Annotated in this window: 25 protein-coding genes; 7 read left to right on the top strand and 18 right to left on the bottom strand. The window is 71.6% G+C overall.

The annotated features are described in order from the left end of the window. Positions 1 to 104: 104 nt before the first annotated feature. Both dnaE and ACPC54_RS30415 read left to right on the top strand, forming a co-directional pair. Positions 105 to 3665 carry a DNA polymerase III subunit alpha gene (gene dnaE, locus ACPC54_RS30420; RefSeq protein WP_498969389.1) on the top strand — a complete coding sequence of 1187 codons (3561 nt, stop codon included), beginning with the start codon at positions 105 to 107 and terminating at the stop codon, positions 3663 to 3665. Beyond that, positions 3662 to 4000: a DUF6300 family protein gene (locus ACPC54_RS30415; protein WP_498969387.1), complete on the top strand. Its 339-nt coding sequence runs from the start codon at positions 3662 to 3664 to the stop codon at positions 3998 to 4000. Before dnaE ends, ACPC54_RS30415 begins: the two co-directional genes overlap by 4 nt. 70 nt (positions 4001 to 4070) lie before the next feature. Here ACPC54_RS30415 and ACPC54_RS30410 read toward each other — a convergent pair whose 3' ends face one another. Genes ACPC54_RS30410 through ACPC54_RS30390 form a run of 5 tightly spaced genes read right to left on the bottom strand, consistent with a single transcriptional unit; the run spans position 4071 to position 7047 of the window. Then, positions 4071 to 4304 (bottom strand): hypothetical protein, encoded by a 234-nt coding sequence (locus tag ACPC54_RS30410; protein ID WP_498969386.1) that lies wholly within the window; start codon positions 4302 to 4304, stop codon positions 4071 to 4073. A gap of 37 nt (positions 4305 to 4341) precedes the next feature. Beyond that, a complete protein-coding gene (locus ACPC54_RS30405) occupies positions 4342 to 4908 on the bottom strand; it encodes a hypothetical protein (protein ID WP_498969384.1) in 567 nt (188 codons plus the stop codon). Next, positions 4905 to 5585, bottom strand: a complete 681-nt coding sequence (locus tag ACPC54_RS30400) for a putative 2OG-Fe(II) oxygenase (protein WP_498969382.1) — start codon at positions 5583 to 5585, stop codon at positions 4905 to 4907. Before ACPC54_RS30400 ends, ACPC54_RS30405 begins: the two co-directional genes overlap by 4 nt. After that, a complete protein-coding gene (locus ACPC54_RS30395) occupies positions 5582 to 6310 on the bottom strand; it encodes a hypothetical protein (RefSeq protein ID WP_498969380.1) in 729 nt (242 codons plus the stop codon). Before ACPC54_RS30395 ends, ACPC54_RS30400 begins: the two co-directional genes overlap by 4 nt. Next, on the bottom strand, positions 6307 to 7047 hold the full coding sequence (locus tag ACPC54_RS30390) for an O-methyltransferase (protein ID WP_498969378.1): 741 nt from the start codon (positions 7045 to 7047) through the stop codon (positions 6307 to 6309). Before ACPC54_RS30390 ends, ACPC54_RS30395 begins: the two co-directional genes overlap by 4 nt. A 205-nt stretch (positions 7048 to 7252) precedes the next feature. On the opposite strand from ACPC54_RS30390, the gene ACPC54_RS30385 reads away from it, so the two are divergent. Continuing rightward, complete coding sequence (locus tag ACPC54_RS30385) at positions 7253 to 8539, top strand: helix-turn-helix transcriptional regulator (protein ID WP_498969377.1); 1287 nt, start codon at positions 7253 to 7255, stop codon at positions 8537 to 8539. A gap of 19 nt (positions 8540 to 8558) precedes the next feature. On the opposite strand, the gene ACPC54_RS30380 is transcribed toward ACPC54_RS30385, so the two are convergent. Then, a complete protein-coding gene (locus ACPC54_RS30380) occupies positions 8559 to 9299 on the bottom strand; it encodes a hypothetical protein (RefSeq protein ID WP_498969375.1) in 741 nt (246 codons plus the stop codon). Between the two features lie 506 nt (positions 9300 to 9805). Here ACPC54_RS30380 and ACPC54_RS30375 point away from each other — a divergent pair. Beyond that, the gene (locus ACPC54_RS30375; RefSeq protein ID WP_498969373.1) at positions 9806 to 10468 is read left to right on the top strand and encodes a hypothetical protein; all 663 of its coding nucleotides are present in this window, start codon (positions 9806 to 9808) and stop codon (positions 10466 to 10468) included. 13 nt (positions 10469 to 10481) lie between these two features. Here ACPC54_RS30375 and ACPC54_RS30370 read toward each other — a convergent pair whose 3' ends face one another. The 4 genes from ACPC54_RS30370 to ACPC54_RS30355 form a co-directional block, all read right to left on the bottom strand. Further along, positions 10482 to 11276 carry a site-specific integrase gene (locus ACPC54_RS30370; RefSeq protein ID WP_498969371.1) on the bottom strand — a complete coding sequence of 265 codons (795 nt, stop codon included), beginning with the start codon at positions 11274 to 11276 and terminating at the stop codon, positions 10482 to 10484. Between the two features lie 47 nt (positions 11277 to 11323). Further along, the gene (locus tag ACPC54_RS30365) at positions 11324 to 11605 is read right to left on the bottom strand and encodes a hypothetical protein (protein ID WP_498969369.1); all 282 of its coding nucleotides are present in this window, start codon (positions 11603 to 11605) and stop codon (positions 11324 to 11326) included. 435 nt (positions 11606 to 12040) lie between these two features. Further along, entirely contained in the window at positions 12041 to 12658 is a 618-nt protein-coding gene (locus ACPC54_RS30360) for a hypothetical protein (RefSeq protein ID WP_498969367.1), read from the bottom strand. A 270-nt stretch (positions 12659 to 12928) separates the two neighbouring features. Then, a complete protein-coding gene (locus ACPC54_RS30355) occupies positions 12929 to 13312 on the bottom strand; it encodes a hypothetical protein (protein ID WP_498969365.1) in 384 nt (127 codons plus the stop codon). Between the two features lie 232 nt (positions 13313 to 13544). Here ACPC54_RS30355 and ACPC54_RS30350 point away from each other — a divergent pair, with 232 nt between their 5' ends. Continuing rightward, complete coding sequence (locus ACPC54_RS30350) at positions 13545 to 13988, top strand: hypothetical protein (RefSeq protein WP_498969364.1); 444 nt, start codon at positions 13545 to 13547, stop codon at positions 13986 to 13988. A gap of 37 nt (positions 13989 to 14025) precedes the next feature. On the opposite strand, the gene ACPC54_RS30345 is transcribed toward ACPC54_RS30350, so the two are convergent. Beyond that, entirely contained in the window at positions 14026 to 14535 is a 510-nt protein-coding gene (locus ACPC54_RS30345) for a helix-turn-helix transcriptional regulator (protein ID WP_498969362.1), read from the bottom strand. Between the two features lie 278 nt (positions 14536 to 14813). On the opposite strand from ACPC54_RS30345, the gene ACPC54_RS30340 reads away from it, so the two are divergent. Together ACPC54_RS30340 and ACPC54_RS30335 are read left to right on the top strand one after the other, a co-directional pair. Then, positions 14814 to 15449 carry a hypothetical protein gene (locus ACPC54_RS30340; protein ID WP_498969361.1) on the top strand — a complete coding sequence of 212 codons (636 nt, stop codon included), beginning with the start codon at positions 14814 to 14816 and terminating at the stop codon, positions 15447 to 15449. A gap of 123 nt (positions 15450 to 15572) precedes the next feature. Beyond that, positions 15573 to 16400, top strand: a complete 828-nt coding sequence (locus ACPC54_RS30335) for a hypothetical protein (protein ID WP_498969359.1) — start codon at positions 15573 to 15575, stop codon at positions 16398 to 16400. 111 nt (positions 16401 to 16511) lie between these two features. On the opposite strand, the gene ACPC54_RS30330 is transcribed toward ACPC54_RS30335, so the two are convergent. The 7 genes from ACPC54_RS30330 to ACPC54_RS30300 all read right to left on the bottom strand — a co-directional run bounded on the left by ACPC54_RS30330 (position 16512) and on the right by ACPC54_RS30300 (position 23562). Continuing rightward, the gene (locus ACPC54_RS30330; RefSeq protein ID WP_498969357.1) at positions 16512 to 18458 is read right to left on the bottom strand and encodes a hypothetical protein; all 1947 of its coding nucleotides are present in this window, start codon (positions 18456 to 18458) and stop codon (positions 16512 to 16514) included. 264 nt (positions 18459 to 18722) lie between these two features. Next, positions 18723 to 19493, bottom strand: a complete 771-nt coding sequence (locus tag ACPC54_RS30325; protein WP_498969356.1) for a hypothetical protein — start codon at positions 19491 to 19493, stop codon at positions 18723 to 18725. Between the two features lie 118 nt (positions 19494 to 19611). Then, the gene (locus tag ACPC54_RS30320) at positions 19612 to 20118 is read right to left on the bottom strand and encodes a hypothetical protein (protein ID WP_498969354.1); all 507 of its coding nucleotides are present in this window, start codon (positions 20116 to 20118) and stop codon (positions 19612 to 19614) included. A 482-nt stretch (positions 20119 to 20600) separates the two neighbouring features. Then, complete coding sequence (locus tag ACPC54_RS30315) at positions 20601 to 21608, bottom strand: hypothetical protein (RefSeq protein ID WP_498969351.1); 1008 nt, start codon at positions 21606 to 21608, stop codon at positions 20601 to 20603. Next, on the bottom strand, positions 21601 to 21810 hold the full coding sequence (locus ACPC54_RS30310) for a hypothetical protein (protein WP_498969349.1): 210 nt from the start codon (positions 21808 to 21810) through the stop codon (positions 21601 to 21603). The genes ACPC54_RS30315 and ACPC54_RS30310 overlap by 8 nt, the downstream gene beginning before the upstream one ends. Next, positions 21803 to 22537, bottom strand: coding sequence for a zinc finger domain-containing protein (locus ACPC54_RS30305; RefSeq protein ID WP_498969347.1), 735 nt, complete (start codon positions 22535 to 22537; stop codon positions 21803 to 21805). The genes ACPC54_RS30310 and ACPC54_RS30305 overlap by 8 nt, the downstream gene beginning before the upstream one ends. 44 nt (positions 22538 to 22581) lie before the next feature. After that, complete coding sequence (locus ACPC54_RS30300) at positions 22582 to 23562, bottom strand: hypothetical protein (protein WP_498969345.1); 981 nt, start codon at positions 23560 to 23562, stop codon at positions 22582 to 22584. Positions 23563 to 24013 lie beyond the last annotated feature (451 nt).

Genomic DNA, 24013 nt, shown 5'->3' with positions numbered 1-24013 from the left:
CCGTGTGGCGAGGTCGTGAGCTGCTCGGCTCGGAGGATGGGGGTCGACGCCGGTAGGGTCGAGTACTCGATCGCCGCCGTCTGTACCGTCGAGGAGTCCTCCCCGTGGCTGACCAGTTCGCCCACCTGCATGTTCACACCGAGTTCTCGATGCTCGACGGTGCGGCGAAGAACAAGAAGATGCTCGCGGAGGTCGAGCGGCTGGGGATGCCGGCCATCGCGATGTCGGACCACGGCAACATGTTCGGCGCCTACGAGTTCTTCCACGTCTTCAAGGACAGCCCGGTTAAGCCGATCATCGGCATCGAGGCGTACGTCGCGCCGGACACCCGCTTCGGCCGCAAGCCGGTCTTCTGGTCGCCCGGCGGGCGCCGGCCCACGGAGGACGGCGAGGGCGGCAAGGACGTCTCCGGCGGCGGCCGCTTCACTCACATGACCATGTGGGCCGAGAACACCGAGGGCCTGCACAACCTGTTCAAGCTGTCCACCAAGGCGTGGAAGGAAGGCCAGTACCCGGCCGGCAAGCCCCGCATGGACCAGGAGCTGATCTCCGAACTCTCCAAGGGCATCATCGCCACCACCGGCTGCCCGTCCGGCGCCGTACAGACCCGCCTGCGCCTTGGCCAGCCAGAGGAGGCGCTGCGGGTCGCCTCCGAGTACCAGGACATCTTCGGGAAGGACAACTACTTCCTGGAGCTGATGGACCACGGCCTGGACATCGAGCGGGAGGTCCGCCAGGGCTTGCTCGACATCGCGAAGAAGCTCGGCATCCCGCCGCTGGTGACCAACGACTCCCACTACGTCACCGAGGACCAGGCCGACGCGCACGACAACCTGCTGTGCATCGGCGTCGGCAAGGACAAGGCCGACCCCAACCGCTTCCGCTTCAACGGCTCCGGCTACTACATCAAGTCCGCGGCCGAGATGTACGGCCTCGACGCCTCCGATTCCTGGCAGGAGGGCTGCGCCAACACCCTGCTGATCGCCGAACGCGTCCAGCCCTACGATGAGGTCTTCAAGTACGTCGACCGGATGCCCCAGTTCGACGTCCCCGAGGGCGAAGACCAGGAGTCGTGGCTGCGCAAGGAGGTCGAGCAGGGCCTGGTGATGCGCTACGGGTCGCCGCTACCGCCCGAGGTCACGGAGCGGTACGAGACCGAGATGAAGGTCATCGGCCCGATGGGGTTCAGCAGCTACTTCCTCGTCGTCGCCGACATCTGCAAGTACGCCCGCGACAACAACATCCCGGTCGGCCCGGGCCGTGGTTCCGCGACCGGCTCCATCGTCGCCTACGCGACCCGCATCACAGAGCTCGACCCGCTGGAGCACGGCCTGCTGTTCGAGCGGTTCCTCAACCCCGAGCGCATCAACCCCCCGGATGTCGACCTCGACTTCGACGACCGCAAGCGCGACCAGATGGTGCGCTACGTCACCGAGAAGTACGGCGCCGATTACACCGCCCAGGTGAACACCTTCGGCACCATCAAGGCCAAGGCCGCCGTGAAGGACTCCGGCCGTATCCTCGGCTACCCCTTCGCTATGGGCGACCGGATCAGCAAGGCCATGCCGCCGGACGTCATGGGCAAGGGCGTCCCCCTCAAGGACCTCTTCAACCCCGAGCACGCCCGTTACAGCGAGGGCACCGAGATCCGGTCCCTGTACGAGAACGAGCCGGACGTCAAGCGGATCATCGACACCGGCATGGGCATCGAGGGCCTGATCCGCGGCACCGGCGTCCACGCCGCCGCCGTCATCCTCTCCTCCACCCCGCTGGAAGACCTCATCCCGCTCCACATGCGGGCCAAGGACGAGGTGATCATCACCGGCTTCGACTACCCATCGTGTGAAAACATGGGTCTGATCAAGATGGACTTCCTGGGCCTGCGGAACCTGGGCATCATCCAGCACGCCATCGAGACCGTCGAAGCCAACCGCGGCATCAAGCTCCAGACCGAGACCATCCCGCTCGACGACGTCCCCACCTACGAACTGCTGGCCAAGGGCGACACCCTCGGCGTGTTCCAGCTCGACGGCGGACCCATGCGCCAGCTCCTGCGCCTGATGGAGCCCACCCGATTCGAAGACATCGCCGCTGTCCTCGCCCTGTACCGCCCGGGCCCGATGGCCGCGAACGCGCACACCAACTACGCGCACCGCAAGAACGGCCGCCAGGAGATCACCCCGATCCACCCGGAGCTGGAAGCGGCTCTGGAACCGATCCTCGGGACGACGTTCCACCTGCTCGTCTACCAAGAGCAGATCATGGCCATTGCCCGGGAGCTGGCTGGCTACTCCCTCGGCGGCGCCGACCTGCTGCGCCGAGCCATGGGTAAGAAGAAGCCGGAGATTCTGGCCAAGGAGTTCGCGAACTTCCAGGCCGGCATGCGGGCCAACAAGTACTCGGACGAGGCGATCCAGGCGCTCTGGGACGTCATGCTGCCGTTCTCCGGCTACGCCTTCAACAAGTCCCACACCGCCGGCTACGGGCTCGTCTCCTACTGGACGGCCTACCTCAAGGCGAACTACCCGGCCGAGTACATGGCCGCCCTCCTGACCTCTGTCGACGACGACAAGGACAAGATGGCGGTCTACCTCGCCGACGCGAGGGCGGCCGGCATCAACGTGATGAGCCCGGACGTGAACGAGTCCGTCGCGGACTTCACCGCGATCGGCGAGGACGTGCGTTTCGGCCTCAAGGCAATCCGCAACGTCGGCCTGCCGGTCATCGACTCCCTGGTAGCCACCCGCCGGGAGAAGGGCAAGTTCACCTCGTTCGCGGACTTCCTCGACAAGGTCGAACTCCCGGTGTGCAACAAGCGCGCAGTCGACTCACTGATCAAGGCCGGCGCGTTCGACTCCCTCGGCCACACCCGCATGTCGCTCACGATGGTCGCCGAGAACGCGATCGACGCGGTGACCGGCGTGAAGAAGGCCCAGGCCCACGGCCAAGACGACCTGTTCGGCAGCCTCGACGCAGGCGATGCCATGCCGACGATCGGCCTGGACTTCGAGCTCACCGACAAGGAGTGGGGCCGCAAGCAGCTCCTCTCCCAGGAAAGGGAGATGCTCGGCCTGTACGTCTCCAGCCACCCCCTCGACGGCGCCGAGCACATCCTCGCCCGCAACCGCGAGGTCTCGATCGCCGAACTCCTCGGCTCCGGCCGCACCGAAGGCGAGGTCAAGCTGTCCGGCCTGATCTCCGGCGTCCAAAGGCGGATCAACAAGGCCGGCAACGCCTGGGCCAGCATCGTCCTCGCGGACCGCGACGCCCAGATCGAAGCCCTGTTCTTCCCCAAGACCTACCAGCTGATCGGCGAACTTCTCGCCGACGACACCGTGATCAGCCTCAAGGGCCGCATCAACGAACGCGACGGCGCCCTGTCCATCTTCGGCTCGGAGGTCTCCATCTTGGACGTGTCGTCAGCCGAGCACGGCACCAAGCCGCCGGTGCTTCTCACCGTCCCGGCCGCCCGGATCAACTCCAAGATGATCGCCGAACTCAAGCGCTCCCTCCAGGCCCACCCCGGCGACGTGCCGGTGCAGCTGCGCACCACCAGCTGGGACAAGGACGTGGTCTACGCGCTCGGGTTCCTGGTGAACTCGGACAACGCGTTCGCCTCCGAGATCAAGACCCTGCTCGGACCGTCCGCGTGGAGCACCCTGTGAGCCTGATCGACGTCGACCTTGGCGATGAGCCGCCGCAGTGCATGCGCTGCCTGGGTGACGGCCTGCTGAGAGTGAAGTTCCCGCCCCGGCCCGGCAGCCTCGGCGCGCACACCGGCGGCAGCGTCAGTCACGTGCTCTGCCCGGTCTGCGACCGTGACGTGCCCCAGGCCGCCGAGCTTCTCGCCCTGTTCGCGGTCGACGACCGGGTCACCGGGGCGAACAGCCGGCTGTTCACGGAACTCCTCTTGAAGTGGACCGAGCACCTCAACACGCTCACCGTCGACGAGGACCAGCTCGACCGCGAGATCGAGCTGTGGCGGAACGGCGAGCTGTAACGCGTCGGGCTGGTGCCCGCCGGATGACTCCGGCGGGCACCAGCCCTTAGACGGCGACCCGGTGTACGGGTCAGGCCGCGGCCGACCCCAGGCTCACCCGGGTCTCCGGGCGCAGCGCGAAGTTGTCCTGGACCGCGTTGCAGCCGTTGGCGTCGCCGCCGAGCAGGCCCGCCGAGGCCGCCGCGAGGAACGCGTTGGCGCCCTCGGGGTCGACGCCCAGCGCCGGCGCCTCCACGGTCAGGCTCTTCGGCTCGACGACCGGCGCGTCGATCACGGTGGTGCCGGTGACGATGGTGTCGCTCATCTCGGTTCCCTTCTCGAACAGGATGGGTGGTTGGCAGTCACGGTGCCGAGGTGGCAACCACGACGGTGATGCTCTGGCCCTCCTCCACCGGCTGGACCGCGTTGGTCAGCCAGCCGGGGAGGATGGTCAGGTTGCCCGGGGACGGCCGTACGGTGAGCTGCCGCCCCCAGGGCAGACCGGGCATGGCGGTCATCGCGGACCCCGCACGAGGGTCGTAGACCGCCACGGTCCCGGAGTCGATGTGGTTGGGTTCGGTGGCCTCCAGGAACAGCCAGCCGATGTAGTCGCCCGGGGCGCTGCTCTGCGGCAGCTCGTAGCCGGCGTTCCAGACCTCCAGCGACAGGTTGATGCCGCCCGGGCGGCGCCCGCTGAACCCCCCGCCGGGGCCGGCGCCGGACAAGACGCCCATACCGGTGCGGAACAGCTCGTACAGGCCGGCCTCGTCGGCGATCAGGTCGGTGAGCGGCAGCTGCGCCCACGGGCCGCCGCCGTGGTGCAGGGCGCTCGCGCCCGGCCGGACGAGGCTGGCAAGGTCGAGCTGGTGGGAGAGCACGGTGCAGCCCCAGTGCCGGGTCACCGTGGGCGTCTCGACGATGGCGGTCACCGCGGGTCCCCTTCCTTGTTGTAGGCGGCGTTGAAGGCGATGCAGATGCGCAGGGCATCGCCGTGCAGGGTGGAGCGGACGCTGTGGGGCGCCCAGGACGGGAACGCAACGAGCAGGCCCGGGGTGGGCTTGATCATCTCGATGCCGGGCGAGACCCCGCGGGCGATCGCGCCCGGTCGCGGGTCGAGGAGCTGCAGGCAGCCCGCGTCCTCGCCGGCCGCCCCGACGCCGCCGGTCTCGATGTAGTACACGCCGGACCACACGGAATCGTGATGGGTGTGCTGGCGGTGGCTGCCGCCGGAGCGATAGACCACCGCCCAGCCTTCGGCCAGGACCTCGTAGCCCTTCACCGCGTCGGCCGCTTCGTCCCCGAGGTTGGCGCGCACCTGGTCGGTGATGGCCTCCCCGATCCGGCGCCGCAGCCAGTCGATCGCCGGGTGCTCCCACTGCAGGATGTTCAGCGACGACTTCTTCGCGCCGATGACCGCGAACTCGTGCGCGGCGTTGTCGCGCTGTTCGGCGGCGAGGATGATCTCCCGCAGCTCGGCGTTCCTGCGGGCCACGACCTCGGGCCCGTACTCGTCGCCCGCGCGCTGGGTCAGGTCGCTCCGGTAGATCGTGGTCTGCCAGGTGCCGAACGTCGATGCCGCCAGGGCCTCGGCGGTCACGCTGCTCACAGTGCCTCCCGTAGTCGGTTGGTGATGGTGCGGCCGGTGCCGGTCAGGTCGCTGCTCTGGTCGAGGAGCACGAGGCAGCCGCGGCCGTAGTCGCGCAGCGGCCCGATCTGCTGGTGCTCGCCGGTGGCGGCGTAGAGGCGGATGGTGGCGGCCGCGACGTGGGCGGCGCCGATCACCTCACGCGGGGCTCGGTTCGCGGTGCCGGACGGCAGGACGTGCCGGGCCGCGTCGGGTTCCTCGAGGTCCCACAGCTCTTCGATCAGGTAGAGCCACTGGTGGCACATCTCGTGCACCACGAACTCGCGCAGCGCGGCGGTGCTCTCGAAGGCGGCCGGGGCGAGGAAGACGTGCTGCGGCCACAGGAAGGAGGACGCCGACAGGGCGCCGTTGCCCGTGGACAGCAGCAGGAATCGGGTCGGCAGGGCCCTGAGCAGCACGGACCAGGCCGGCATCTCGGTGACGATCCCGTCGACCGTGACGCGGACCGCATCCACCTGCCCGGCGGTCAGCGGGTCCGAGGGCACCGGGGTGGCGTTGCGGCGGACCCGTACGGCTTCCTGCGGGTCCAGCCACTGGCCGGCAGTCGGACCGGGGGCCTTCGCCAGGCCGCGGCGGGCGGCGTCCCCGGCCCGCCAGGCGGCGACGCCCGCCAGCAGCAGTTCGGCCTGGAAACCGTCGTCGACGAACGGCACGCCCGCCAAGACGTCGATGCTGGGCGCGGTCACCGGCGACCACCCACGAGGAACGACTCCGCGATCGGCCAGGACGGCATGAGCACCTCGGGCGAGAGCGGCAGCAGGCGGAACATGTCGGACGCCGCCAGCAAGGTGGCCGGCAAGTCGGCGGCGATGTAGCCGACTCCGCGCCGGCGGCCGACCTGGAGGCACGGCAGCGGGTAGGAGCCGTACGGGTCGGAGACGTACATCTCGCTCACGTCCCGGCGCGCGGCCCGGACCAGGGCGGGGCCGCAGTCCACCCCGTCGTAGGTGTCGTAGCCGAACCGCGGGTGGCCGATGTTGAAGTCGTCGACGGCGATCACGCCGCGCTGGACGGCGCGCAGCTCCGCGACGAGGGGCCAGTTCTTGCCCCAGTGCGCGTCCAGGTAGACCAGGGGCCGGCTGAACCCGATCATCATCTGGGGCAGCAGCTCGGCGGAGTCGCCGACCAGGACCCGGACGTTGGCGTTCGTGCGGCAGCGTTCAGCGGTCAGCGCGGCACGGTCGGGGTCGACGTCGCAGGTGATGACCGGCAGGTCCGGGTACATGCGGGCCAAGTAGACGGTGGTGTCGCCCAGGCAGCACCCGGTCTCGACGATGCCGTCGACCTGGTACCCGCGGATCAGGTAGTCCAGCTGAAGGGCGACCTGGATGTCGAAGCCCAGCGGGCCGCCGCCGTCCGAGAGCAGCTCAGAGCCCGCCCGTTCGACGGTGTAGAAGGTGCGCAGCAGCATGTTGGTGTCCATCTCGCCTCATTTCCCGCCGAGTTGACGTGGGAGCCAGTGGTCGAGGCCGGCCGGGACGAGCGGGCCGGGGGACCGAGTACAGGGCAAATCGCTTGCTGCGGCAAGTAGTTATCTGTCACCTCGCTGTCACCGTCTGCGGGGGCTTGTGTCCCCCGCCTCCCAGTGGTGTGATTGCGCGATGACACGCGGTAGCGAACATCCGCTGGTGTCGGCCCGAAAGCTCCGCGGCTGGTCGCAGGACGACCTCGCCCGCGAGATCCGAAAGCGCAAGCAGGAACACGGACTTGCCTCGAACATGGGGCGCCAGCGTGTCTACTGCTGGGAGAACGGGCACGACCCCACCGACGAATCGCAGCTCTACCTGTCCGAAGTCTTCGACGTCCCCTGGAGCGACGTGAAACGCTACGGCTGGCCCCACTGGCTCCCCGGACAGCACCAGCCCGTCGACCTGGGCTCCGTTCCCGCTGCGACCGTCCTGCGCGACGCCATCGGCAATCTCTCCCGCCGCTCGGCGATCGCCGCCAGCTCGGGCGCCCTCATCGCCCTGTGCACCCAGTGGTCCCAAGACGCCCAAGCCCACCAACTCGACCAGGCGCTCACCGGCGATACTCCCTGCGGTACGGGCCTCGTCGACTGGCTGGAGGAAGCCTCCCGCACCCTCACCGCCCTGCCCACGGCCGACCGCCAGCACACCGTCGACCTGATCGACGCCCACCTGTCCACCGCCACCACGCTGATCGAAACCGGCGTCCACGACGAGCCGACCACGCTGCGCCTGCACGCCCTGGCGGCTCGGCTCGGCCAGACCGCCGGCTGGACCCGCTTCGACGTCGGGGAGCACGGCTCCGCCGGACGGCTGTGGGAAGGCGCCCTCCACGCCGCCCACGCCGCGGGCGCCACCGACCTCGGCACCAGCGTCCTCGCGGACTTCGCCTACCAGGCGATCTGGCTGCGCGACCCCAGCACCGCGATCGGGCTCCTCGACCGCACCCTGGACTGCACGACCCACCCCCGCGCACGGGCGCTGCTGCACGTCCGCAAGGCCCGCGCCCACGCCATCAGCAGCGACGAACGCCTCTGCTACCGCTCCCTCCACGCCTGCGAGGAACTCCTCGACGCCTCCAGCCCCGACCCGGTCCCGGCCTGGTGCTCCTGGATGTCGCCGGCCGACTACCTCATCGACGCCGGCCGCTGCTTCCTCGACTTCGGCGACCTTCGCGCCGGCGTGAGCTACATCGACAACGGCCTCGCCGAACTCCAGACGCCCCGCGCGAAGACCAGCGCCATCTTCCAGACCTACCAGGCCGAAGCCCTCGCCCGCGCCGGCCAGCCCGAGCACGCGGCCGCCGTCCTCACCGCCTCCCTCGACACCGCCAAGCGCATCGGTGCCACCCGCTGCGTCGAACTCGCCCGCCAGGCCGCCCCCGCCTTCAACGCCTACCGGGATCTCAAGCCGGTCAGCACCGTCCTGGCCCGTCTCCAGAACCAGTAGGACCCCGGCCCCGGCGCGCTCACCGCCCGGACAACAACTCGCACAACGTCGACTTCGCGACACCCAGCTCCGCGCGCGCACGGGCCTGCGAACCGTGATGGTCAACCAGCAGCTGCGCGGCGATGCCGCGCTGGGCCCGCACATCCCCGGCAACGGTGCCGCGCAGCAACTCGGTCACCGTCGCGGCCGCCCGCGCCCCGGCAAGGGCCTGATCGGGGACCGCGCCGCCAGGGACGGCGAGGGCCGCGACCAGACGGCGGGCGTGCCGAGCGGCGAGCAGCACCGGCGGCAGCCCGTCCTCACGGACATGAGGGAGCCGGTAGACGAGCCGGGCACCAGCGAGTTCGCTGATCTCCTCCAGCTCCCCGCCCCCGTCGACGCTGAGGTAGCGCCCGCAGCGGGTCACGAACAGCTCGACGCCCGGGCCAGCGACCCGTACGGCGCCGTCGAGGTCGACGACCCGGGCCTGCCGCCAGGAGTACTGAGGGCCGGCGACGACCTGGAGGCCGCGCCCGGCGGCCGCACCGTCCACCCGCCAGGAACCGGCGGCATCGAGCAGCGTGGTGAAGGTGTCGCCGGCGGCGAGCCGCTCGTGCAGAGCTTCGGCATCGATCGCGACCAGGCCGTCCAGCCGCCGGTCCGGCACACGGCGGCCCAGAGCCCAGCCACGGCGGCCAAGCCGCAGGCAGGTGGCGGCCGCTCGCTCGACTGGGGTACGGGCGAGCAACTCAAGGTCGGAGGCGGTGAGAGCGAGGCGCACGGGTCGGTCCTGGTTCGTCGGCGGGTTCGGGGCGGCCCGAACGTAGCTACACCAAGGCCGTACGGTCGCGGGGATTGGGCGTTGAGGAACAACGACGTCAGATCGTGCGGCTGTGCGCTCCGTGATCGCTGCGGTGCCGGTGTGGCGCGGGCCACTGACGGCCAGGCCGGGCGACCATGGCGCCATGACCGACGAGACGACAGAGCAAGTCCTGATTCCCCCGGAGAAGCCGAGCGGTTGGCCCCGGCTTTCCGTCCGGGCCTGGACGCGTTGGAAGTGGCTTTCCTTCTCGACCTGGCGGCCGACGACGATGCGCAGGCGGCCAGGTCGAGGGCCACTGCGCTGGCTGACCGAGCCCGCGCCGAAGTCGCAGCCCTTGGCGTCGATTTCTGACCGTCCCGGAACCACGGAGCGCACGGCCGCACGATCTGACGTCGTTGTTCCTCAACCCCCGGATCTTGGCCGAATCCGACTGCAGACGTCGGCTCGCGCGGCATAGTGCGGGGGTGACCACGACACCGGACCGCACCGACCTGCCCGCCCGCCGACGCCGCCACGCGCGGCTGATCGCCGCCCTGAACACGCTGATCGGCGCCTGTGTCGAGGCCGCAGGCGCGGTGTACGGGCCGATCGCTGGCGCGCCGCCCGAGCAGGAGGCCGTGGAGGTGTCCCGCCTGCCGTGCATTCAGGTCAGCCTCGCCGCCGCCACCCTGCTGGAGATCGCCAGCGGCGAGGACGACGCCCGGTGGCCGGCCTCCGTCGCCCGGGAGCGGGAGGAAGCCCGGCGGACGTTCGCCGCGCGGTGCGTCGTGGCACAGGCCCAGGAGCACATCGAGCAGGACGAGCCGCCCGGTGAGCACGGCGTGCAGCTGGCGTTCGCGGAGCAGTTTGCCGTGATGGAGCTGGTGAACGCCGGCGACGAGGTCGCCGCATCCTGGCGGCGCGATCCGGCGGAGGCGGTCGCCCTGGTGCGCGAGCTGGTCGCCGGCGGCGAGCTCACCGTGGAGGAGATCCTTGACCAAGCGGTCGACTCCACCGTCGCGGCCGGGCTGCTGGCGCTGCAGGAGGCCGCCGCGACGTCTGACCCGAGTACGGCGGCGGAGCTGTGCCTGAGCGCCATCCCCTACATCGTGCTCGCGGTCACCCTGGCCTCCGCCGACCTGGACTGACCAAGGCCCCCGCCTACCCGAGGAACGGGTTGGGGGAATTGGCGAGACCATCCGCGGTCAGGGTCTCAGCGAGGTGGGCGAGCTGGGGGTGGGTGGAGGCGATGGCGCGCAGGAGGTCCCGGGGGCTGTTGTAGCTGTCGAGGCGGCGGCCGCGACCGCTGGTGAGCAGGGGACCGGCGTCGGGACGGCTGTACGGAGCTGCCGTACGGCGGTGGAGGAGGTAGTCCTCGACGGCGTGGGCGACGGCGGGCGGAACTTCGCGGGGGTCGCCGAGACCGCCGCCCTTGAGGGTGGCGCGCAGGGTCGTGCGGTGCTGCTCCCTGATCCAGTGGCCGTCGAGGTCGAGAGCGACGACCTGGTGGGCCCGCAGGCCCATGCCGAGGACGAGGTAGCCGAGCGCGCGGGCGCGATGGGGCAACAGCGCGTCGGGGTGGTGGACGTAGGCGTCGAGGGCGGCGACGAAGTAGGTGGACTCGGCGCGGGTGAGCGCGGGGCGGCCGCGGGGCAGGCCATCGACGGCCGGGCGCAGCCCTCGGGGGACCGGGTTGCCGATGGTGGGCTCGATCGTGCGGGCGTGCCGGTAGAAGCCGCGCAGGACGCTGATGCGCCAGGCTTCCGTGCGGGGGCGGTCGGGCGTCTTGGTCCAGGTGCGGATGTCGTCGGAGGTGAGATCCCAGACCTTGGTGGGGCCGAACGCGTTGATCAGGTCGGTGACTTCGCGCTCGTAGTCTTCGCGGGTGGTGTCGCCGTACGGCTTGCTGAGCAGCCAGTCGGCGAGGACGGCGTAGGGATCGAGGGCGCGGGCCATGTGCCTCAGGGTGCCACACGCTGGATCGCGGTGGTCCGGGCTGGGAGTTACGGCGTGCTCTGGGCTTCGGCATGCGGCTGCTGCAGGCCGGGGCCGGCGACGTGCACGCCGTCCTTCTCCACTAGCAGCTTCGGGCAGGCGGGGCAGGAGTAGAGGTTCAGGGAACCGAGCCAGCGCCAGCCGGCGGCCCACTTGGACTTGTGCCAGGTGCAGGCGGCCTTGTAGGTGGCGCGCTCGTCGTCGGGGTCGACGAGTTCGGGCGGCAGCACTTCGACGGCTCCGCAGGAACTGCAGCTGAGGACGACGTCGCGCGAAGTGGTGAAGGCCATGGCCTCATCTTCTCAGGTTCGACCGGGCCCTTGAGCCGCGTACCTACTCCCAAAAATGACTTGTGATAACAGCCCTACCTTCACCAATCTCCCTGGCGAGCCTTCCGAACCGCCGTTCCCACGTGCACGTGAGGGGCGCGCGCGGCGCCAGCTGAGTGGGTGGCTGAGGTCCTGGGCTGTTATCACAAGTCATCTGTGGTGCCCTGGAAGCCGTGGTGGGTGTCCGGCGGGCAGCTCCCACGTCGCCCGCCGGACACCCACACCCTCCTGTACGACGGCGTGCTCCAAAGCGTTACACCTGCCCGCTGTCCCGAACAGAACCGCCACGTCCTCGGGCGAGCCGGTGACCGAGGACGGACCAGCTCGTTTCCCAGACCCGGGCCCCGGCGGACTCACCGCTTGGGCAGCAAGGCGATCCGGCGGACCTTGGCCTGGTCAGCCGTCCAGGCCCCACCTCTCGAAGTCGATCAGCGGCGGGTACAGCGAGGCGCCGCTGTTGTCGTGGAAGCCGAACCACGTCTTGTGGAGCGGGTCGCTCGCGGCCTGGGCCTGGTGCTCCTCGCTGGCGCCCCGCCCGGCCAAGACGTCCTCGAACACGGCGACGAGGTCGGTGGCCGCGACCTGGAGCGGGCCGTTGGTGTAGTCGGCGGTGACGTGCCGCTGGCTGATGGTGCGGTAGTCGGCGAGGCCGAGGCCGGCGCTCCGGGCGTGCTGGTCGATCTGCTGGGCGAGGTCGCGGCCGCCGGTGCTGTAGGTGATCCACTGCACGCTGTCGCCGGTGGGAAGGGAGAGGACCATCACGAGGTGGTGGTAGGGGGCGAAGCTCTCGCCCCAGGCGTTCCAGAGGGCAAGGTGGGCGGGCTCAGCGGCCGCGCGAGCCTCGCGCACCGCCTCCTGGTACCGGTCCTGCCGGTCCATCCCGCTGTAGTGCTCGGGAGTTGCGGGCCTCGTCCGCTGGGCCCTGATGGCGGCGGCCGCCGTGGTGTAGTTCTCGCCGGTTTGCTGCATGCGGGCCCGGACCTCGGTCTTGCGGGCGTGGCGGGGGTCGCTCATGGGGTGCCGTCCGTTCGGCGCGCGGTCCGTGGCCCCGGCACGCACGGTTGGCACGGTTCGGGAGTGACCGCTCGCCGCGTCGCGGGTCCGGCCGGGTGTGCCGTCTCTCCCACGGGCCGGACGGCGGGCCTTGGGCTGCGGGGCCCGGCGGGGATTCTAGCGCCCGGCGGGTGCCGGCTGTTCACCGGGCGTTTCGTCCCGGAACCGGGCAACCTCCATCCTCGCCGCCCAGCAGGTGGCCCGGTTGGCCGGCGTCACCGAACCCGTGGTTCAGCGGCCCCGGTGGATCACCCAGTCGTCCCGCACAATCGTCAGGCTGCCGGGGCCGACTTCCATCCATGCCTCGAAGAACGGTTCGTCGGGCAGGCCCGGGGCGAACGAGCCAGCGGAGCTCGCAAGCCCTTCCGGGAACGTATGGGACCTCAAGCTGAGGATCAGACTGCCGAACTCATCCGGGACGACTTCGTACGTCTCCTCGTGCGCCGGCACCGATCCGCCGACCCCGTACCGGACGCTCAGCATGTCACCAGCCCGCGCCGGAAACCACGTGGCGTCCTGTAACGACTTCCCGCCGTCGACCAGCGCCGACATCTCACCATCGAAATCACGGCGCGACTTGGCCGCGTCGGCCTGAGCCAGAGGCGATTCATCCATGCCCGGCTCAACGACTCCCGCTGTCCGCCGTTGCGGGCGAGCGGTCGGCGCCTTACGGGATAACAAACGTTTCGACCGAAACGTTTGGACGCCACCGTGCTGTTCGCGAAGACGCTGACCGTGCCGACCTCAGCGGGACGAGCCGGTTCCCGAGCACCGGCGTCAACGCCGCGTGACCCGCATCCGCGCCTCCTCCCGCGCCGTTCACCACGAGCCCGGCAAGATGGCCGGCGTGACCGAGACGCACTCCCCCGTCCGCAGACCCAGCACCGGCTACCAGATCGCGCGCGGCACCCTCGCGGTCGTCTCCATCGGCTGGTGGATCATCACCATTCCCCACTTCGCTGACGGCCTTCGCCCTGAATACGGCACCGTCATGTGCTGGCCGGCCGCGCTCGCTTTCCCCCTCGTCGCGTTCGTCCTCGCCGCTTACGCCCACCAGCTGCGCCACCACGGCCTCGGTCTGCGCGTCCGTCACGCCCTGGTCGTCGCCCTGTACGGCCTCTACGCCCTCGCGCTGAGCGCGATGACCTACCCCCTCGGCGATCCGGGCCACGCTCCCTGGTCCGTCATCGCGTCGATGGCCGGGATGAACATGATGGTCGCCTACGTCGGCCCGTTGATGATCACCGACCCCCAGCAGGACAGCAAAGACTGGTCCTCCTCCGCCGCCTGACCCATCCCGACAGGTTCACCGGGCCCGGGCTGACGGCTCAGGCCGCCAGCTTGCGCCCACGCGCCTTCGCGAAGCGCTCCGCCTCCACACGGTGCACCAGGATGCGCCCGCCCTTGGGGCCCAGTCGCACCGGGCTCGGGCCGTCCGGCCGGCCGACCAGCCCGTAGACGGTGTTCGCCGGCATCCCCGTGGAGTCTGCCAGCTGCTGCACGCTGAACCACTCCACCCCATCCGCCTGCGGCACACCTACCTCCCGCTGCGGTTCCGGCACCGGGGCCAGGGCCGGAACCGGGACCTCGGTGCGGGCGAGCTCCACCAGCTCGGTCAGGAAGTCGCTCACCGACACGCCTCGCTCCAGCGCCGTGCTCAGCAGCCACTCCGCGAGCGAGGCCGGCAGCTCGTGCGTCATCTGCACCAGCACGCCGGAGGCCGCGCCGTCGTCCAACCCGTACTGGCGCAGCAGGGCGTTCTTGCTGTCGAGGAGCTGGCGGAGCACCTCCAAGTGCTCGTCGGTGACGGAGTTCGCCGAGAGGGTGGTGAGAGCCATGTCGTCGTGTCCTTCGCAGGTCGTGGGCGCTTACCTGGAAGTACGACAAGTACCGATGATGCGTTACACCGCGCCGTCGCCCGGGGTTGCAGGCGGTTCGGAGGGGCCGGGAGGCTGTTGGCGGCCCCGGCTCGCTCGGGGGTTCGGGCCCGGGCCGCTGACTTCTACGGTGCGGGCAGCGGCCGCCGGTGGCGCGCTGGCCTCGGCCGTGGCGACATCGGCCGCGCGGCACCGAGGTGGAGTTCCCGAAGCCCGATGAGCGCCCCCGAGCATCTGGCATGATCGGCGCCCCGAAGACCGGCACCGGGGAGGCATTGTTGCGCGAGACGCTGATCACGATGGGGACCGCGGTGGTCACCGCGGTCGTCACGACGCTGGTGATTTCGAGGGTGACGCCCCGAACCGAGCGGTTCGGTGTGCGGTACAAGGCCGCTGCCGCCTCCCGGGATGCCTTCCGGGAGGCACTGGAGACGGTGTTGTTCACCGTGCCACGTCTCCAGGTGGCGCCGCGCGCGGACGGGTCCGGCTACGCGCAGCGCCTCCAGGCGGAGTGGGAGCGCTGGCGCGGTCTCGTCGACGAGGCGACCCGCACGATGCTGGACGACTGCTCGCCGTTCGTCCTCACCTACACCCACCGGTTCGGTGTGCACCGGCAGTTGGCCGGCTACGTCGTTCTGGCGCGCTCCGTGTGGCTGAGCGATCTGCCCGAGGAGGACCGGCTGCGTCTGCTGCTCGGGCTGACCGAGAGCGCGCGATCCGTGTTCTTCCCCTGCCCCCGCTGGCGGGTGCTGCAGTTCGCTGCCGCCCGGCAGCGGCTGGATGCGCTGCTGGAGGAGGTGAACGGCCTTCTGGCTGTGCCCGGCGAGGCCGGGACGCCCGAGGTGGCGGCGGCCGGGAGCCTCGGGGGCGCGTAACGGTTGGGACGCGCCGGGGGTTGTGCTTCGCGCGCGGGCTGCCCGGTCCCGGGGGCGTGGCGCATGCTGATGAAGTCCCGGTTCGCCCGCCGCCGCGCCTGGGGAAGGACTACGGTGGAGGACGTGACCACCACCACGTCCGCTGCTTCCGTGCTCGCCCGCGAGGCGTGTCTGGGCGCCCTGCGCGAGGCCGCCGGTGGGGCCGTCCCCACGAGCGGGCTGGACGGCATGCTGGCCGCCGCGTGGTGGGCGGGCACCCGGTGCGTGCGTGACCTCGCCGCGGCCGCTGGCCTTACCGTCGACGAGGTGCGCGAGGCGCTGCGCCGCGTCGGCGCCGACCTCGCCGACGAGACCTTCGAGGCTCCCCACCAGCCCCGGTACGTGCCGCTGCACGCCGCGGAGGTGCGGGCGCTGGCCGGCTTGGTTGACCACGTCTGCGGGTCGGCGATGCTGCGCGAGAGCGACCTGCTGCAGCCCGAGGCCCTGGCGGCGTGGCACGCGGGCCTGGTGCTGCGGCGCCTGGCCGCCGCGATGGACCACGAGGACCGGGCCGAGCGGGCCAAGATGGCCGAGGACGCGGTTGCGCACGCCCGCACCGTGCTGGAGCAGGTGCAGCGGGTCCAGGCCGCCCTGTGCGGCCGTGAGGACCTGGCCCAGGCCGCTGGGCGGGACGACTTGGACGCGATAGACGTGGAGGGCCAGGCCGTCACCGAGGGCGCTGTCGTGACGCTGGGGCTGCCGATCGGGCACTCGATCACGGTCACGGTCTCCCAGCAACCGTACGGGCGGCCGGACGCCGGGTACGGCACGATCGCCTCCCAGGACCTGCTGCTGGACACGACCACGCCCCTCACCGGCGCCGAGCACCTGCGGCTACGCCACGCGCTCGACACGGTCGCCCAGGTGCTGACCGGACGCCTCGACGCCACCGCCCGGGGCTTCGAGGACTGATCCGCGAGGCGCCCCGAGCCGGACGTGGCCGAAGCCAGAGGCCCCGCTGCACCGCTGAACGCCGGGGGCAGGGCTGGCGTTCAGCGGTGGTTCTAGCAGCGGGTGGCCTGGTCAGCGGGCGAAGATGTCAAGGTGGTCGGAGCTGGCCAGCAGCCAGCTGGCGATCAGGAACAGCGTGTCGGGGTCGATCAGCTCGCTGCCCGGGCGGAGCCAGGGCTCGGTGACCGTGTTCCAGCCGCCGGTGCGGTCGACGTGCTGGCCGAAGTGCTGGGCGAGTGTTTCGGCGACCTCGGTGTAGTACTCGGGGCGCCGGGCCCAGCCTTCGAGGACGTCGGCGATGGCGGTTGCGGCGTGGCCGTCGTAGCGGGTGGGCATCTGGCCGTCGATGTCGGAGCCGATTCCCCAGGCGAGGTCGATCAGGCGCAGGGTCTCCCAGCTGCCTTCGCGGCCGGACATGACCGGGTGGGGTCGCTGGCCGGCGGGGAAACGCAGGACCAGGCGGTGGAGTGCGGCCAGGGTGGTGGCGAGGGCCTGGTGGCCGGCCTGCGCCCACAGGGCGGTCAGGCGGTCGGTGTCCTCGGCGGGCGGGGGCAGGACGGGGCGTACGGGTCCGCGGCTGGTGGTGATCTGGGCGTGGGTCCACGGTTGGTCGAGGCCGCGGCCGGTGCCGCTGGTGGCCTGGTAGTGGCCGTCTTCGGTGTGCAGCCAGCCCTGCCAGTGGGCGTCGACCAGGCGGTGGGGCCAGCCGGCTTCGGGCTTCGGGTTGTCGGTGACGTGGGTGGGGCGGGTGCCGGGGGCGGTGGCGTTGAGGTGGTCGAGGTCGTCCTGCCAGCCGTTGCGCAGGACGAGCGGGTCGGCGTCGCGGGTGGCGACGGCCCACACGCGCCGGTCGTGGAACCTCTTCGCGGCGTCGGTGTCGGTCGGGTAGGCGACGGCGTCCCAGGGCGCGGGGTACAGGGCCCGGACGCCGGCCTCGATGGCGCGGGCCATGTCCTGCTCGGTGTTCTCGATCTCGTCGTCCGGGTCCCAGTCGCGGACGCTCTCGCACTCCACCAGCAGGTAGGCGTACTGGCGGTCCTCGGGCAGCCAATCGTCGACAGGGCCCTGCTGCCACGGCACGGCGGCGTGGTGGACCACGGCGCGGGCCGGGTAGGTCTCGCCGGTGGCCTCGCGGGTGACGGTGCGCACCGTGTCGGCGACGTACTGGGCGAAGGCCCGCTCGTCGATGCCCTTGGGCACCATCGCGTTCAGCATGAACACCCCGGCCCCGTCCAGGTCCCGCTGGCGGTGGCGCAGGCCGTCGCACCGGTCGTTGTAGCAGTAGCAGCCCGGGCACTTCGGGCATGCCTGGCTGACGCGGCACGCACAGCGCAGGCACAGGGTGCGCATCCAGCCGTCGAGCTCGGCGGGGTCGTCGATGTGGGCGGCGAAGACCGTACGGTCGGGGCGAAAGGGGGCGGTGAGGTCGGCTGACTCCGGCCACAGCGGCGCCGGGTACAGGCGGGTGCTGTCGGCGGGGTGGCGAAGGTCGGCGGGGGCGCCAGCGGTGTGGACGCGGTGCTCGACGTACTGCGTCCGGTGGGCGGGGGCGTCGGCGGGGATGGCCTTCTCCGAGCCGGTCGGCCACGCCGCCTTCTCGCGCTCGGGGGCGGTCGGCCAGACGTCGGGCCGGGCGGCGACCAGCGCCTGGACGTCCTGAGCCACGGCCTGCCAGTCCTGCTCCCACGGGCGGCGGGCGGTCAGGGCGAGGACGCCGTACAGCTCCTCGTCGTCACGGAGCGGGGTGATCAGGGTGACCTCGGCGCACGCCTCGTAGCGTTCGCCGGTGCCGGCGCGGGTGAGGGCGGCAAGCAGGTCGGCCAGGTCCTGGGCGCGGCGCGCCCGTACGGTGGCGTCGCCGTTGGGGGCGCCGGCCACGGCCATGATCAGGGTGCCGACTCGTGCGCCGCCGGTGTCGGAGGCGAAGGTGCGCAGCAGTTCGCGGTGTGGGCCGGTCACGCCGTCGCGGCGTGCCTGACGGGCGAGGGTGGCGGCGGTGGAGCGGTTCTTCTTGGTCACGGTGCGCTTCTCCTGGCGGGTCTGCCCACGCTCTGCCCGCCCGGTGAAAGGGCACGGCGACAACTTCACGGGCACCCTCGGGTCCCTGGGCCGACGACGCCCGCGGTCCCGGCGTGGGCGGGGATGCGGGCAGCGACGATCGGCGTGCGTGTCCAGCCGCCTCCACCCTACCCGGGCAGCACAGTTTCAGGCGTCGGAATCGAAGTGCGGCGAGGGAGTGCGCGCCCCCTCCGAAACACCTGCCCGCCGGTCACGCGAAGACGCTCACCCCTGCGCCGGGGTGTCGGCGGGGACCGCCACGGCGGTCAGCCGCTGCTCTGCGGTGTCGAGTTCGGCGCGCATGGCGGGGATCAGGGCGAGGGCGGCGCGGGCGATCTCGGGGGTGGGTTCGGGGTCGGCGGTCACGGCGGCGAACGCCTCGCCGGCCGACATCGTGGCGCCGCGCCGGCGCCAGTCGACGGCCTGGACACCCTGCGCGTAGCGCTCGGTGAGGCGCTCCAGCGGGGTGAGGGTGACCGGCGGCTGCTCGACGGCGGCATCGGGGGTGAGGAGGAAGCCGACGCCGCGGCGCTCGGCAAGCAGTTCCAGCGCGTAGTCGGCATCGCGGCTGATGCCCCAGGACAGGGTGCGGGCGGTGATGGTCAGGAGGTGGTCGACGAGGTGGCGCTCGCGCTCGTCGGCGGCCGACAACGGGTCGGCAACGTCTTTCAGGAGGCCGCGGCCGACATCGCGCAGCGTCCACGTCTTCACCTGGGCCAGGCCCGTGTACTGCTCGATCGCGCCGGTGGTGAAGGCGCGCAGCGCACCGAGGACGGTGGCCTCGTCGCTGTACTCGCGGCTCAGCCCAATGAGTTCGGCGTACTCCTTGAGGTTGCGGTCGACGCTGCGCCGCACCTTCCCCGCGGTCGGGCCGTCCTGCCAGGTCACGCACCAGCGCTTGTCGCGGTCCTCGTAGACGGGGTCGAAGGTGCAGCCCAGCGTCTTGCCGAGGGTGGTGAAGAAGCGGCGGATCTCGGTGCTGCGCGAAGGCGCCATCGTCAGGGGGTCCTCACCGTCTGGGCCGGCCGGGTCTAGCCCCTCATCGTAGGGCGAGACGAGCCTGTTCAGGTGGCCCCCTCCGCGGGGCCGGGCATGCCCGTGGCGGACGCGGGGTTCAGCGGGGGCTGGCTTGTGGATCGATCGGGGTTACGACGGCGCCGTCCAGGCGCTCGGCCGCGTCCCGGGCGTGCGCCTGGCACAGGAGGATCGTCTCGCCGGGGCTGTTGGGGGTGGAAACCTCGTGGGTGGCGACGTCGATGCACGCGGTGCCCAGGCGGTCGTAGTCCCAGGTGCGCGGGCAGCTCCGGCACCAGGCGCGGCCGCCGCTGCTGGCCAGGGTGTTGCCGCAGTCCGGGCAAGCGCCCCAGTGTGCCTTGCACAGCCGCGGGTCCCGGGCGGTGCGGGCCCGGGCCAGTTCGTCGGCGCCCTCCCCGAGTTCCGCCGCCGCCTCCCGCAGCCGTTCCTGTGCCCGGCCGAGCGGGTAGCTGGTGGAGCGGGCCGGCTCGTCCAGGGCGGCCAGGCGGGCCTGGACGGCGGCGATCTCCCTGGCCAGAGCCTCCGTGCGGGCGCGGAGCTCGCGCAGCTGCGCCGGGGTCGGTTCCGCCTGCTCCTCGTCGTTCACCTGTCCGACCCTACCGGCCCTGGGGACGGCGGAACTCCGTCCCCCGAACAGCGAGAAGCGGATGCGCACTCGGTGCGCATCCGCCTTCGGATGGTGCCGCCCCCGAGGGGGCGGAGATGGTGCTGAGGTTGGCTTCCCAACCTGGCCCACGCTGCTCTGCGATGGTGCCGCCCCCGTGGGGGCGGAGGATGTTGCACATGGGGCCGTGGTCGACGCCGCTCCATGTCACACTGCGATGGTGCCGTCCCCAAGGGGCGGAGGTTGGGCTTGGACTGCTCTTGATCCGGATCTGCCCGTGTTGTCCTGCGATGGTGCTGTCCAGGCGTTGTCGACGAACGGTGCTGGACGGAGGTTGTTCAGCGGGGCGAGAACCACTATGGCATCGCTCACCGACAGCCGGGCCCGGGTTCCCGAACTGTCCACCCGTTCGGATGAACCTGGCCACGATGCCGCTGCCCGGCGCCCGGGTTGTGCACGGGCCGTCAGAGCGGGCCGGTGGCCACCCTGCCGTTCTCGGCGAGCAGCATCAGCCAGACGACCCGGCCGATCTCGTGCAGCCCACTGTGGAGCTCCAGGCGGTCCCGGCCGGAGAGCCGGAGCGTGCGCGTCTCCTGCCCCTCCTCCTCCAGCTGGATGCCCTGGTAGGCGTCGGCCTCGGTGAGGCGGACCGTGATCCGCCGGCCCGCCATCATCAGTTCGGCCGTGAGCGAGGCGACGACCGTCAGCCCCTCCCGCAGGCAGCTGTCGATCATCCCCCGGTGCCGGGCCTCCCGCTGCTCCTCGGGCACGGTCGCCACCAGGTGCTCGTGCAGGTGACCGGCCGCCCGGTGCAGGTGGTCCAGCGTCCGCTCGCCCTCGGCGAGGTGGTCCCGGCCGGTGTCGGCCGCCATCAGGCCGTTGAACCCGCTGAGGGCGATGGAGACGTGCACGCCCGCCTCGGCCAGCGGCTCCGCGGGCTTCATCCGCGCGGCTGGCCACATCACGTCGTTGGCGTGCCGGGCGAGGTCGCGCACCGCTGTGTGATCCAGCGGCGCGGGGTCCGGGAACCGCCTCTGCGCGGCGTTGGTCTGGTAGGTGGTCATATCGGTGTCCGCTCGTGGTTGAAGGGCGGCCAGCGCCACCGGCGGCACCTCGTCGGCCCGGTAGAGGGAGCGGCCCCGACCTCGGCCGATGATCTCCACCCTCGTCCCGTCCTTGCACACCGTGGCGGGCTCGAAGTGAACGCCGGCGAGCCAGACCTCGATCGGGCCGGACCACAGGGGGTCCTGTGCCCACAGGTGCACGTCGTACCCGTGGCCGGGGTCGGTGGGCGGAAGGTCCAGGCATGCGGTGGCCAGGTGCAGCACATAGTGCTCGCCGGCGCCGCCCTCGTCCAGGACAAAGCGCACGATCCCGTGGACGCTCAGCACCAGCGCCGAACCGGCCAGCGGTTCATGGGTGCCGGCCAGGGGGGTGAAGCGGGCGGCGGCGAACGTGAACTGGTCAGCCATCATGGGTCTCCCGGATCGGCGGGCGGGTGTCGGCTTCGAGGTAGGCGCGGCCACCGGGGTAGCGGGCGGCACCGGTGACGACGAAGCGGTCGGCAAGGTGCTGGAGGACGGCGGCGACGGCCTGGTCGTCGCCGGTGACGCGGATTCGGGCGATGCCGGGCAGCGGGGCCGGGTGCTCGCGGCGGGGGCGGCGCTCAGACATGGCGGGTTACCGTTACGGTGGAGCCGAGGGTGTCCAGTCGCTCGTCCACGCGGAGCGTTGCCCTGTTCAGGCGGCCCTTGTGCGGCTGCTCGGTCAGCCGGCCGGTGCTGGTGCGGCACGGCTGTCCCTCGCCCTGGGCGCACGTTACGGTGTCGCACTCGACGAGCAGCACTTCGGCTTGGATCTCTGCCAGCCGTTCGACTGCCCGGCGCTCGGCTGCAACCTTCGACTCCACGAAGTGCACGCCGTCCATCGCCTCCGGGAAGGTGGTGGTCTCGGTGCGCAGCCAGCGGGCCATCGGGTGGTCGTCGGGGATCGGGCGGCCGCGGCGGGCGAGCAGCAGCAGCTGCTTATAGGTGGGCACGACGGCGGGCGGGTAGCTGCCCGGGGCCGTGCTGGGCTCCTCGTCGCGGGCGGCGGCGCCCCAGGTCCGCTTGTCCTCGAAGGTGGTGGCGAGGGGAAGTTCGCCGGCCGTGATGGCGGCCAGGTGCTGCGCGGTGTCGGCGTTCTTGGCCAGGGCGTCGGCGGTGCGGCGCAGCTCCTCGATGAAGTCGGCCAGTTCGACCGGGACGTCGGGGGTCTCGGCGGCGTAGGCGACCTGCCGCAGCAGAACGGCGGCGGACGAGACGTGGCCGGTGATCTCCTCCAGGGTGATGCGGCGGCCGGCACGCAGGTGTGCGGTGTCGGCGGGGTCAGTGCTGGTCTGTACGGAGGGGGTGGTGGTCATGCCGGGCTCCGTCTCGTCGGCCGGGAGGGTGTGGTGGGGGCGGGTCACATGAACCTCGCCCGGGCCACGACGGCGATGGCCTGCGCGTCGAGGCTGCCGTCGTCCGGGCTTCCGGGGCCTGCGACCAGGACGTGCTCCGTACGGTCGATCAGGTCCCACCAGCTGTCGGGCAGGCTCACCTGCTCGGCGGCCAGCCACAGGTTCTCCTCGTCGAAGCCCTCGTCGTCGACGAGCACCAGTTCCTCCAGCGAGCGGCTGGCGATGTTCAGGCGCAGGCGCCAGCTGGTGTTCACCATCGGAAGGCGGGAGCCGTCCCAGGTGCTCCAGCTGGTGCGTCGGCGCAGATCCTCCAGGCCGGCGGCCGGGGATTCCGGGTAGAGGGTGAGCATCGGCAGTGGGGGCTGCCCGGGCAGGGTGATGTGGCCGAGCATCACGCCGTAGGTGCCGGAGGCGGGTTCGTCGTCGGCCAGGCCGAGGTCTTCCAGCGTGACGATCTGGATGCCCGACTCGCCGCCCGGCGCGGTGGCGGGATCGGCGCCGGCCGCCCAGTGGTCGAGGGCGTCATCCAGGACGGCGGTGGCCTCGCTGGTGGTCATCTTCTCCAGGAGGTCCAGAGCCGCCCGGGCCTTCTCCTGCCCGGCCTGGTCGGCGCCGACTCCGCGCGCTGCGGCCCACCAGGCCCGGGTGGGCTCGGAGGCGAACATCCCGGGGCCGCCTGCGAGGCGAGTGAGGGGATTGTCGTACGCGGCCGCGGCGAGCACCGCGACGGTGGGCCGGTCCGCGACGAGCTTGGGGATCACGGACGCCTGGCAGGGCTGGCAGGCGGCACGGCACGCACCGACGAGGGCCGTCGCGAGCCGGGTGTTGACCTGCCGGCCGGCCGCGTGCGGCAGCGCGTTGAGGTCGGTCAGGTCGGGGCCAGGGTGCTTGTGGCCGGTGCCGTTGGCGGCGGCCGACAACGACATGCCGGTGGTGGCCTTGCGGCGGCGCGCGGCCTGCTTCCGGGAACGGTTGTGCTTGGGCATCGCGGTCTACTTCCAGCGCGCACAGCAAGAGGGGGCTTCGGTCCCGCGACCCGGGCCCCGGCGCGCGAAGGACTCAGCGAGCAGGGCGGGTGGACCAGGTTGAGCTGACGATGTGTGCGGTGCGGGAGTACCAGTCCGTGGACTGCGCTCCTACCACCTTGGCCGCTGTGCCGCCCGTTCGCGGGCCGTACGGCGGGACTCCGGCCCTCACACGCAGCCGTCACGGCACCATGGCCGCGCCGACCACGGTAGCAGTCCCACCGGGCTTGTCCGCAAGTACCTTCTCCTCCAGCGGTTCGCGAGTCCCGCGCCTGCTGAGAGGTCGGGGGGGGGGGGGGGGGGGGGCGCCCCCCCCCCCCCCCCCCCCCCCCCCGGCCCCGCCCCCCCCCCCCCCCCCCCCCCCCCCCCCCCCCCCCCCCCCCCCCCCCCCCCCCCCCCCCGCCCCGCCCCC

The sequence above is a fragment of the Kitasatospora sp. NPDC094028 genome (assembly GCF_049543595.1).
Classification (GTDB): Bacteria; Actinomycetota; Actinomycetes; order Streptomycetales; family Streptomycetaceae; genus Kitasatospora.
The sequence above is the reverse complement of the archived record's forward strand: the minus strand, read 5'-3'. Positions and strand labels throughout refer to the sequence as shown.

What these genes read in the sequence shown, in the direction of transcription:
- ACPC54_RS30410 (WP_498969386.1), bottom strand. Translation starts at nt 4,304, where the DNA reads ATGAGCGACACCATCGTCACCGGCACCACCGTGATCGACGCGCCGGTC.
- ACPC54_RS30390 (WP_498969378.1), bottom strand. Translation starts at nt 7,047, where the DNA reads ATGGACACCAACATGCTGCTGCGCACCTTCTACACCGTCGAACGGGCG.
- ACPC54_RS30370 (WP_498969371.1), bottom strand. Translation starts at nt 11,276, where the DNA reads ATGGCCCGCGCCCTCGATCCCTACGCCGTCCTCGCCGACTGGCTGCTC.
- ACPC54_RS30365 (WP_498969369.1), bottom strand. Translation starts at nt 11,605, where the DNA reads ATGGCCTTCACCACTTCGCGCGACGTCGTCCTCAGCTGCAGTTCCTGC.
- ACPC54_RS30360 (WP_498969367.1), bottom strand. Translation starts at nt 12,658, where the DNA reads ATGAGCGACCCCCGCCACGCCCGCAAGACCGAGGTCCGGGCCCGCATG.
- ACPC54_RS30355 (WP_498969365.1), bottom strand. Translation starts at nt 13,312, where the DNA reads ATGGATGAATCGCCTCTGGCTCAGGCCGACGCGGCCAAGTCGCGCCGT.
- ACPC54_RS30345 (WP_498969362.1), bottom strand. Translation starts at nt 14,535, where the DNA reads ATGGCTCTCACCACCCTCTCGGCGAACTCCGTCACCGACGAGCACTTG.
- ACPC54_RS30340 (WP_498969361.1), top strand. Translation starts at nt 14,814, where the DNA reads ATGATCGGCGCCCCGAAGACCGGCACCGGGGAGGCATTGTTGCGCGAG.
- ACPC54_RS30325 (WP_498969356.1), bottom strand. Translation starts at nt 19,493, where the DNA reads ATGGCGCCTTCGCGCAGCACCGAGATCCGCCGCTTCTTCACCACCCTC.
- ACPC54_RS30315 (WP_498969351.1), bottom strand. Translation starts at nt 21,608, where the DNA reads ATGGCTGACCAGTTCACGTTCGCCGCCGCCCGCTTCACCCCCCTGGCC.
- ACPC54_RS30310 (WP_498969349.1), bottom strand. Translation starts at nt 21,810, where the DNA reads ATGTCTGAGCGCCGCCCCCGCCGCGAGCACCCGGCCCCGCTGCCCGGC.
- ACPC54_RS30305 (WP_498969347.1), bottom strand. Translation starts at nt 22,537, where the DNA reads ATGACCACCACCCCCTCCGTACAGACCAGCACTGACCCCGCCGACACC.
- ACPC54_RS30300 (WP_498969345.1), bottom strand. Translation starts at nt 23,562, where the DNA reads ATGCCCAAGCACAACCGTTCCCGGAAGCAGGCCGCGCGCCGCCGCAAG.